Source organism: Microcoleus sp. F4-D5 (assembly GCF_036704885.1).
In the GTDB taxonomy this organism is placed as follows: Bacteria; Cyanobacteriota; Cyanobacteriia; order Cyanobacteriales; family Microcoleaceae; genus Microcoleus.
Window position 1 is genome coordinate 1 of sequence record NZ_JAUBSX010000137.1, and the last position, 10,360, is coordinate 10,360.

Here is a 10,360-nt window from a genome sequence, read left to right on the forward strand (position 1 = left end):
AAACTTATGTTTTGCCGAGCTTGAATTGCCCATCAAGTGCGATCGCAATTTTTCCTAACTTATTCAGTAAGCCCTATATATGGTTTTCGGCTTTTTCTCGTTCGTCGAGATCACGTTGTATTGTCAAGCTTTCCAGGTCAAAATTCAGATCTCGCCTTTTTGAGAAAGGCTATATAAGCAATTCATCTGTTTTTAGGATTGACACTCAATCAATTCGACATATCCCACAGATTTTTGTTGCACGACCCTTTTCGAGGCCGCTATCCTGTGGTGAAAAAGGGTAAAGATCGGTTCCAAAATTCACCTAAATTGCTCGATTAACCTTTCTATTGCTCTGCTCGACCGACCATTTTTTGCGTTCAGCGTTAGCTGAATTAATTTGTTGTTTAGTCTAAACTCCAATACAATAAGTAATAACTAATAACCCACAACTACCACTGCGGCTCGGAAGCCATCAAAGCAGTAGCCTCATCCCTCGGTAACGGCTTAGCAAAAAAATAACCCTGACCGTATTCACAGCCGATCGACCTCAACCTAGCTAATTGTGCCTCCGTCTCCACACCCTCAGCAATCACATCCATACCCAAAGCGTGAGCCAGCGCCACAATCGTCCGCACGATCGCCACATTCTCCCCCTCGCTTTCGATCTCCATTCGCCCCACAAACGATTTATCAACCTTCAAAGTATCCGTAGGAAACCGACTCAAATAACTCAACGACGAATAACCAGTGCCAAAATCATCAATTCCCAACTTGACATTTAATGCCTTCATGTGCTTTAAAACCGCGATCGCCGACTCCACATCCTCCATCACCACACTCTCAGTAATCTCCAACTTCAAACTCTCGGGACTCAAACCCGTTGCCCCTAAAATAGCCTGAATGCGCTCCACCAAATCCGGCTGAGCAAACTGCTTCCCAGATAAATTTACACTCATAATCAAAGGTCGATCGAAGTCAAACATTCCCTCCCACAGCCGCAACTGCCGGCAAGCCTCCTCCAGCACCCACTCACCCAGTGGCACAATAGCCCCCGTTTCCTCAGCCACCGGAATAAACTTCACCGGCGAAATCAAGCCCCGCAGCGGGTGCTGCCAGCGCACCAAAGCCTCAAACCCAATAATCCTCCCGCTTGCCAAACACACAAACGGCTGGTAGTGCAGCAAAAACTCCCCACGCTTTACGGCCATCCGCAAATCAGTTTCCAACTGCAATCTCTCCACAGCCAAAGCGTGCATTGAAGCATTAAACACCTGATACCTTCCCGTTCCCAAAGCCTTCGCCCGGTACATCGCCGTGTGGGCGTCCCGCAGCAAGTGTTCCGGCTGTTCCCTGACAGTAGCAGCAGGTTCGCCCCCCAGCGCAATCCCGATGCTTGCCGTCACAAATACCTCCTGCCCCTTCAACTCAAAAGGCACAATTAAAGCTTGGTGAATTCGATCGGCCAAATCCACCGCACTCCCAACATCAACATTCCTCACCAAAATCGCAAAATCGTCGCCTCCCACCCGCGCCACAGTATCCCCCGAGCCAACAATCGCCCTCAACCGCAGCACCACCGCTATCAGCAGTTCATCCCCCACCAAATGACCCAAAGAATCATTAATTACCTTGAACCTGTCTAAATCCAGAAACAGCACCGCAAACAGATAGCTGTGGCGGCCCTTAGTACTGGCGATCGCCCGCCCCAAGCACTCTACAAACAAATCCCGGTTCGGCAAACCCGTCAGAGAGTCGTGAAAAGCATCGTAAAGCTTCCTGTAAGCGCTGACGCCGACACCAGTCACCACCAAACCCAAAGCCGGGGACACCAGCGGCACCCACCCACCCCAAATAAAAATCCCAAAACTAATCCCCAACAGCCCCATCAATGCAGCACCCCCAAGCAATCCCGCCCTCACAGGGTGGTGAATCCGCCAAGCCACAACCCCCCCAATCACCGCCCAAGCACTGTTCCACAAAATTTCCGCCCATTCGGGCCACACCCAAAATAGCGATCGCCCCTGCAAAACCGCACTCAATATTTGGCTGAGCATTTGCGCGTGCAGCAGCACCCCCGGCATTTTCGGACTTTGTTTCTGGGCGGGACTGTAGGGAGTCAGAAACAAGTCTCTGGTACTTGGTGCAGTCGTCCCGATCAACACAATCTTGTCCTTTACCCAACTCGGGTCAACTTCCCCGTTCAACACCTGCCTGATACTCACTTGTCGCGCCACTTGCTTGGCAGACCGGTATTTGAGTAGAATTTGGTAGCCTCTGGCGTCAATATTTGCATAGCCGCCGCTGTCAGAAGTTAAAGGCACAAATTCTGCTTTTCCCCAGTTGATTTGGTTGGGATTAACAGGGCTATTTTCCTGCTGCACTCTGTCTTTGAAATACAACAAAGCCAGTTGCACAGAAAACGAGAAAGCAGTCTTCTTCTGTGCTTGGGAGACTGAAAGTAAACTGCGGCGCACAACGCCGTCAGCATCGAGCACGAAGTCATTAAAACCAACCCGATCGGGCGGTATCCCCGGAGGCGCAGGCACTCCCGGACTGTCTGAATCGCTCAATTTGTTGATCCCCACCACATTCGGTGCCTTCAATTGAGCCAGCAATTCTTGGTGTCCCGGTGCTTGAGGCAAATCCCGGTACAAGTCCAAACCGATGACTTTTGGTCGATACTTTTGCAGTTTTATCAAGGTTTGAGCGATCGCCCAGTCGGAAATCGGAAATCTCTCCAAAGCTTGAATATCCGCCTCAGAAATTCCCACTACCAGCAGCCGCGGATCGGGGCCGGCATCTGGCTGCAAGCGCACTAACGAGTCAAAACTCCCCAATTCCCAGTTTTGCAGCCCTCCCAACTGCCGAGCTCCCATATTCAGCAGCGTTAAAGTCGCGCCTGCAAGCATTGCAGGCAAAATCCTGACTCGTCGGCCTTGAGAACTCAGGTCAAGGCCAGTTGCGACAGACAGTACAGAACGAAGATTTCGAGAGAATTGGGCAGTCACAGCAAAAATATATCGGTGCAAATTCGCTTCGCTCAAGTCTGTTCTTACAGAATTGAGCTTATTATGAGATTGAATCTAATTTTTTCAGAAGTTTTGCCGAAACCGAGTTTATTTAAGCTAATTACTCGATTTGACAAAGTATTTCTGGAATTGGAAACCGGGTTGCTCAAGAGTTACCGACAAGTCCTGTCTTTAATTCCCCCGTTTCCCTAAATTTCCACAAGCGTTAAAATTTAGTCGATCGAAATTTCAGGATATTTTTGAGATTATGGCGAATCAACTTCCGATTCCGGTGATTGTTAACGGTGCAGCAGGCAAGATGGGCCGCGAAGTAATTAAAGCGATCGCAAATGCTGGTGACCTGACCTTATTCGGGGCTGTAGACCGCTCTCCTGAGTGCCTCAACGCCGATGCGGGGGAATTAGCCGGATGCGGCCCGTTAGAAGTTCCCGTCACTGACGACTTGCAAGGGATGCTGGTATTAGCATCTCAGGAAAAGCAGTTAGGCGTGATGGTAGATTTTACGCACCCTTCGTCAGTTTATGAAAACGTGCGATCGGCAATAGCTTATGGCATTCGCCCGGTAGTCGGCACTACCGGCTTGAGCAGCGAGCAAATTCAAGACTTAGCTGAATTTGCTGACAAAGCCAGCATCGGCTGTTTGATCGTACCCAATTTCTCGATCGGCATGGTTTTACTCCAACAGGCTGCTGTCACCGCTTCTCAGTATTTTGAACACGTAGAAATTATCGAGCTGCACCACAATCAAAAAGCCGACGCACCCAGCGGCACGGCTATTCAAACTGCTCAAATGCTAGCAGAAATAGGAAAAACCTTCAATCCCCCCGACGTAGATGAAACTGAAAAGTTGCATGGAGCTAGAGGCTGTCTAGCAGATGAAGGGATTCGCATTCATAGCATCCGCTTGCCCGGTTTAATTGCCCACCAAGAGGTAATTTTTGGCGGGCAAGGTCAAGTTTATACTTTACGACACGATACGAGCGATCGCGCTTGTTATATGCCAGGAGTCTTGCTATCTATACGCAAAGTCCTTGAATTGCGATCGCTCATTTACGGCCTGGAAAAAATTTTGTAGTCAGCAGTCATCAGTCATCAGTCATCAGTCATTAGTTATCGGTCATTGGTAATAGGAATTAATCTGATTTATAACTCCTAACTTATAACTTCTGACTGATAAATTCTGACTTCTCACTTCAACAATCTTCCGTTAAATCCCGTACAATGCTTCGTTGCCGAACTTCTTATGCTAATTCCCTTAACGCGCGAAACCTTTCAAGAGCTAATTCCCGCCGTCGCCACGGGAGCGCAATACAAATATATCTGGGGAAAACCGCCCGATTTTTTGAGGCGAATGTTAATCTCAGCGGTAACAGTAGTTTTCCTGCTGATCGTCTATAAATTCGCCGGTTCCGATGTCGCGCCGCTAGTTTTAATCACCGGATTGATCTCCGGTTTGTACTGGCTGTGGGCGCCGATTTTGTGGGCGAGTTTGCGGAATGCAGAATGCCGCAAATATCAATACTGCGGTTTTTGGCAAGGGCGAGTTTTGGATATTTACATCACAGATGAAGTCACCAGTCAAGAAGAAACTGTCAATCAAAAAGGACAACTCGTAATTGTAGACAACTTAGAACCGCGAATTAATTTAGAAGTCGGCGACAAAACCGGATTTACTACTACACTTAGAGCTCCATTACGGAAAGATCACCAAGGAATTGTCCCCGGCCAAGCTGCTTTAATGTTAATTATGTCAAATCAAGAAGATTTAGGCAGAATTGCCAAAGTTTCAGATATTTATATTCCCAGCCGTGACGTGTGGGTGAGCGACTATCCTTATTTACGCAGGGATTTGTTTGTAGAAATGAGCCAGCAGATAAAAAAAGGTAGACAGAAAAAAAGAGAAAATAGCACCAATCAAAGCAGAGACAGAAAAAGGAACTCATCCCCCGATTACGATTAATATCAAATGCGTTCGCATCGGAAGTTGGGTTAGGGTGAGTTTTTGGGATTGTCGGTTTCCGGCGATGATAGTTGGTAAAACCCGCCGCTAGTAATTCAAATTTTGTAGGGGCGGGTTCACCAACTATATCTAACAATTATCAACCATCTAAATAAACCCGCCCCCACCCCACAAATAATACCAATTTTAAACGAAATAACAGTATTCTTGTTCCCCCCCGATGCCTTGGGGGGGTTAGGGGGGGTCGAAGAGTGTTGCACGATTTTAAAAAAATGGTATAACCCGCATCAACCAAAAATTTGGCTCGAATGTTAAGATGTTGGTGATGATTATTGGTTGGGTTAGGGCGGGTTTTTGGGATTGTCGGTTTCCGGCGATGATTGTTGGTGAACCCGCCCCTACGAACCAATTTTAATTGCGGGTAGAAGGTCGAGTTTTCGGACGCCAGAAAAATTCAGACAGCTTAATTTTTGGTTGACCTAGCCGTTTTCGCCACGCTTCCATATAAGTGTAAAATACCGGAGTAAGATACAGCGTTAAAACTTGCGAAAACAGCAATCCACCGACGATCGCAATTCCCAACGGACGGCGCGATTCGGAACCGCTACCAACTCCCAGGGCGATCGGCAAAGTTCCAATTAAAGCCGCCATCGTCGTCATCATAATCGGACGGAAGCGGACGATGCACGCTTCGTAAATGGCATCAAATGCGCTTCTGCCTTCTTTGCGCTGTTTCTCGATCGCAAAATCTACCAGCATGATACCGTTTTTCTTGACAATTCCCACCAGCAAAATAATCCCGATAAACGAATAGAGATTCAGTTCAACCTGAAAGATTACCAGCGTTAACAGTGCACCAAATCCGGCTGACGGCAAACCTGACAAAATTGTCAGCGGGTGAATGAAATCCTCGTACAAAATGCCGAGAATTAAATAAATCACCAGAATAGAAACCAGCAACAACCAACCTAGATCGTTAAAAGATTGGTTGAATACCTGTGCTGCACCTTGGAAACTTGTTGTCACTGAAGGCGGCAAAACATCCTTTGCAACTTTCTCGATAGCTGCGGTTGCTTGACTCAGCGATGTGCCTGGAAGAGTGTGAAAGGAGATTGTAGCAGAGGGCAATCCCGTTAGGTGATTGACGGTTAGCGGGCCGACTGTTTGGGTGACATTTGCGATCGCACTTAGCAATATCATTTGTCCGGTGTTCGATCGCACGTAAAGCATCGACAAAGCACTCGGATCGCGCTGATACTCAGGCTTGAGCTCTAACACAACCGTAAATTGATTGTTAGGGGTATAAATCGTCGAAACCTGTCCTGAACCGTAAGCTGCGCTGAGGGTTTTTTGCACTTGTTGAGCACTAACTCCGACGGTTGCGGCTTTGTCGCGATCGACTTTAACTTGAAGCTGAGGCGTGCTCAGTGGCAAATCGCTATCCACACCCCGCAATCCCGGTAGCGTTTTGATTTTAGCTAACAATTCCGGCACCGCTTGACGCAGCGCTTGCAAGTCTAAACTTTGCACCGTAAACTGATATTGTGAATTCGTTTGTTGACCGCCGATCGGAATCGCAGCAGGAGAGCGTATAAAAGCTTGAATGCCGGGAATTCCGCGCAATTTAGGAGTGAGTTGTTGGATGATTTCGTCGGCACTGAGGCGGCGCTGCGATCGCGGTTTGAGCCTAATGGTAATGCGTCCGTTGTTCGCGGATGCGTTCGGGCCGCTCGCACCTACAGTTGAGTTCAACGCTGCAATGTTGGGATTTTTCCGAATAATATCAACGACTTTTTGTTGGTGAAGCAGCATATCTTCAAACGAAATATCTTGCGCTCCTTTTGTGTTAACGATCAGTTGTCCGGTGTCTTCAGTCGGAATAAAGCCTTTCGGAACTAGAACGAACAGATAAGCCGTAAACACCAGCAGAATTACAGAACCAATCAGCGTGACAAAACGGTATTTCAAAACAGGTTTTAGCGTCCATTCATATCCTTGCAGCAACAGGTCTAATCCCCGCTCGGAAACATTGTAGAAGCGGTTTTGTTGGTGTTGGTGGGACGATTTGAGAAATCGACTGCACAACATCGGCGTGAGGCTCAGAGAAACAAATCCCGACACCAAAATTGCGACAGAAATAGTCACGGCAAATTCATGAAATAATCTACCGATTAATCCACCCATAAAGATCAGGGGAATAAATACGGCAACCAATGAAAGCATCATTGATAGAATTGTAAAACCAATTTCTCTCGACCCTTTTAATGCTGCTTCTAGCGGTGCTTCTCCCATTTCTTGATGGCGGACAATATTTTCGAGAACCACGATCGCATCATCCACCACAAACCCCACTGAAAGCGTCAGCGCCATCAGAGACAGGTTATCTAACGAGTATCCCAACGGATACATCACCGCAAACGTGCCGATAATCGCCACAGGCAAAGCTAAACTCGGAATTACCGTCGCTGTGAGGTTCCGCAAAAATAGAAAAATTACTAAGACAACCAGACACACCGACAAAACTAAGGAGAACTTCACATCATCTACAGAAGCCCGAATTGATTGAGAGCGATCGTACATAATGCCCATTTCGATCGATTGGGGAATTTGTTGTTTGAGTGCGGGTAACATTTGCACGATCGAATCGACGATTTCAACAGTATTTCCATCGGGTTGAGGCTGCACAGCCAGCAAGATTGCAGGTTGATTTGTAACATTTTTATCGCTGTACAAATTCAAGACTTTGTTATTCTGCACGTCGTCAATCACGTTTCCTAAATCTTGCAAACTCACTGCTGCGCCATTTTTGTAAGCAACGATCAGCGATCGATATTCGGCTGCATTATTTAATTGACCGTTTACCTGAATTAAATAGCTTTTGTTATCGCCAGAAAGGCTTCCGGTTGGCAAGTTGACATTTCCTTGCGTAACAGCGGTTCTAACTCGATCTAATCCGATTCCCCTGGAGGTCAATTCTCGCGGATCGAGTTGAATTCTCACTGCATATTGTTTCTGCCCGTAAACCTGCACTTGCGCCACGCCGTCGATCGCAGAGATGGGTTGTGCGATCCTCACTTCTGCGGCTTCATCCACTTCTGCAATTGGCAGGGTTTTGGAGTACAAATAAAGGTAAAGAACTGGCGCAACAGAAGGGTTAACTTTCCGGTAGGTTGGCGGTTTGGGCATTCCAGAGGGCAATGAACCTGCGGCGGCGATCGCAGCTTGTACGTCTTTAGCAGCAGAATTTACACTGCGGCTGAAGTCGAATTGTAGGGAAATGTTCGCGCTACCGGTGGAACTGGTTGAGTTAAACGAATTGAGGCCAGCTATTTCAGTGAACTGTCTTTCTAGCGGCGCGGCGACTGAGGATGACATTGTTTCGGGGGTTGCACCGGGTAAGCTAGCAGAGACACTCACAAAGGGATATTCAACGTGAGGTAGGGCGCTAATAGGTAACAAAAAATAACTCATTAAACCGAAGATTAGGATGCCGGTGGTAACTAGGGTAGTCATCACGGGGCGGCGGATAAAGATTTCTGATAGGTTCATAATAAGAAGGAAGTTCGGCAACGGATTCTGTAACGGATGTAACGGATGTAACGGAGGTCGGGAAGTTGTAGGGTGTGTCGCCATCGAAAATACTTAACTAAATATCCACAACCTTATGGCGACGCACCTTCTCTCATTTTTAAACTCATAAAATTATCTGCGTTTATCTGTGTTTATCTGCTTGACATCTGCGGTTGAAAGATCGATCGATGGGATAGGTGGTCGCCCGATCGATTGTGAATATTTAGTTTGGATTTATCGCAGGCGACGCACCCTACGAATATTTGAGAAATGTTATTTTCCGTCCTCATTTAAACGAAAAAACTTGCCGAAACTTCACCTCATTGAGCTTTTTCCGCCACGATTCCATGTAGATGTAAAAAACGGGCGTGAGATACAGTGTCAAAACTTGTGAAAACAAAAGTCCGCCGACAACGGCAATTCCTAACGGGCGGCGAGATTCCGAACCCGCACCGACTCCTAGGGCGATCGGCAAAGTTCCCATTAAAGCTGCCATTGTGGTCATCATAATCGGTCGAAAGCGCACTAAGCAGGCTTGATAGATTGCTTCCGCTGGTTTTTTGCCGTCGTCGCGCTGGGCTTCGATCGCAAAATCCACCATCATAATCCCGTTTTTCTTAACAATTCCTACCAGCAAGATGATGCCGATGAATGAATAAACGTTGAGCTCAACGCCAAACAACATCAGCGTTAATAACGCGCCAAATCCCGCCGAAGGCAATCCCGACAGAATTGTAATCGGATGGATGAAATCTTCGTACAAAATACCGAGAATCAAATAGATGACGAGAATTGCGATCGCCAACAGAAACCATAAACTCGGCAGCGAACTTTTAAATACTTGGCTCGCGCCCTTATAATTGGTAGAAATGCTGTCAGGAATTACCGATTTCACTATTTTGTCGATCGCACTATTTGCCGTTCCCAGCGCCACCCCAGGGGCGAGGTTGTAGGAAATGGTCGCAGCATTCATCCGCCCGACATGGTTGACAATTAACGGTGCAGTTCCCGGAGTGATTTTAGCAAACGTTGCTAGCGGTACTTGTGTTTGACCGCCAGAAGCATCACTCGAATTACTGCCTGTTGTCGCGATGTAAAGCTGCATCAAAGCATTGGGATATTTTTGATACTTTGGTTCTAGTTCCAAAATAACTTGATACTCGTTGCTTGCACCGTAAATCGTGGAAACTTGGTAAGCGCCGTAAGCATTTCTCAGGGTGTTTTCGATTTGTTGAGCTGTAATTCCTAATGCTGAGGCTTTGTCGCGATCGATATCAACTTTGATTTGAGAAGTCATCTGTAAATCGCTGTTCACATCCTGAATTTCTGGCATTGCTTTCATTTTGTCAACCAGTTGCGGTACGTACTGCCGCAGCGGAATTACGTCAGAACTTTGCAGCGCGAGTTGATACAATCCTGTGCTTTGTTGGGTTCCCAAAGGAATTGCCGGAGGATTTTGCAAGAAGACTTGAATGCCGGGAATCTCTGCTAGTTGCGATCGCAAATTTTGCACAATTTCGTCGGCTCCCATCTGCCGCTGCGATCGGGGTTTCAGCCGAATAAACAAGCTTCCCGAATTTCCGGCAACAGCCGCCCCGCCGCCATTTGCACTCGCTCCTGCCCCGATATTCGAGTTGACTGCTTCCACATTCGGATCTTCCCGAATCGCGCTGACAACGGCTTGCTGGTGGCGAACTAATTCATCAAAAGAGGCATCTTGTGCAGCTTGAGTAATGCCCGTGGGCACTGTTCTCTTAAGGCGTGAGTGCTAGGATATTTGTGCAGCATAGAGTACAAGCTTATGAAGTGTATCCATTGC

At 47.3% G+C, this 10,360-nt stretch carries 6 protein-coding genes; 3 read left to right on the forward strand and 3 right to left on the reverse strand.

Features of this window, described 5'->3' with window-relative positions:
• Positions 1-431 precede the first annotated feature (431 nt).
• A complete protein-coding gene (locus QUA80_RS32250) occupies positions 432-2,891 on the reverse strand; it encodes an EAL domain-containing protein (protein ID WP_333428990.1) in 2,460 nt (819 codons plus the stop codon).
• A 162-nt stretch (positions 2,892-3,053) separates the two neighbouring features.
• Between QUA80_RS32250 and QUA80_RS32255 the strand changes: the two genes are divergently transcribed.
• The 3 genes from QUA80_RS32255 (at position 3,054) to QUA80_RS32265 (ending at position 4,971) form a co-directional block, all read left to right on the forward strand.
• A complete protein-coding gene (locus tag QUA80_RS32255) occupies positions 3,054-3,203 on the forward strand; it encodes a hypothetical protein (RefSeq protein ID WP_333428991.1) in 150 nt (49 codons plus the stop codon).
• A gap of 55 nt (positions 3,204-3,258) precedes the next feature.
• Positions 3,259-4,086: a 4-hydroxy-tetrahydrodipicolinate reductase gene (dapB, locus tag QUA80_RS32260; RefSeq protein WP_333428992.1), complete on the forward strand. Its 828-nt coding sequence runs from the start codon at positions 3,259-3,261 to the stop codon at positions 4,084-4,086.
• Between the two features lie 168 nt (positions 4,087-4,254).
• On the forward strand, positions 4,255-4,971 hold the full coding sequence (locus QUA80_RS32265; protein WP_333428993.1) for a phosphate ABC transporter permease: 717 nt from the start codon (positions 4,255-4,257) through the stop codon (positions 4,969-4,971).
• 411 nt (positions 4,972-5,382) lie between these two features.
• Here the strand turns inward: QUA80_RS32265 and QUA80_RS32270 are convergent, their stop codons facing one another.
• A complete protein-coding gene (locus QUA80_RS32270; protein WP_333428994.1) occupies positions 5,383-8,520 on the reverse strand; it encodes an efflux RND transporter permease subunit in 3,138 nt (1,045 codons plus the stop codon).
• A gap of 307 nt (positions 8,521-8,827) precedes the next feature.
• Complete coding sequence (locus QUA80_RS32275; RefSeq protein ID WP_333428995.1) at positions 8,828-10,288, reverse strand: efflux RND transporter permease subunit; 1,461 nt, start codon at positions 10,286-10,288, stop codon at positions 8,828-8,830.
• Positions 10,289-10,360 lie beyond the last annotated feature (72 nt).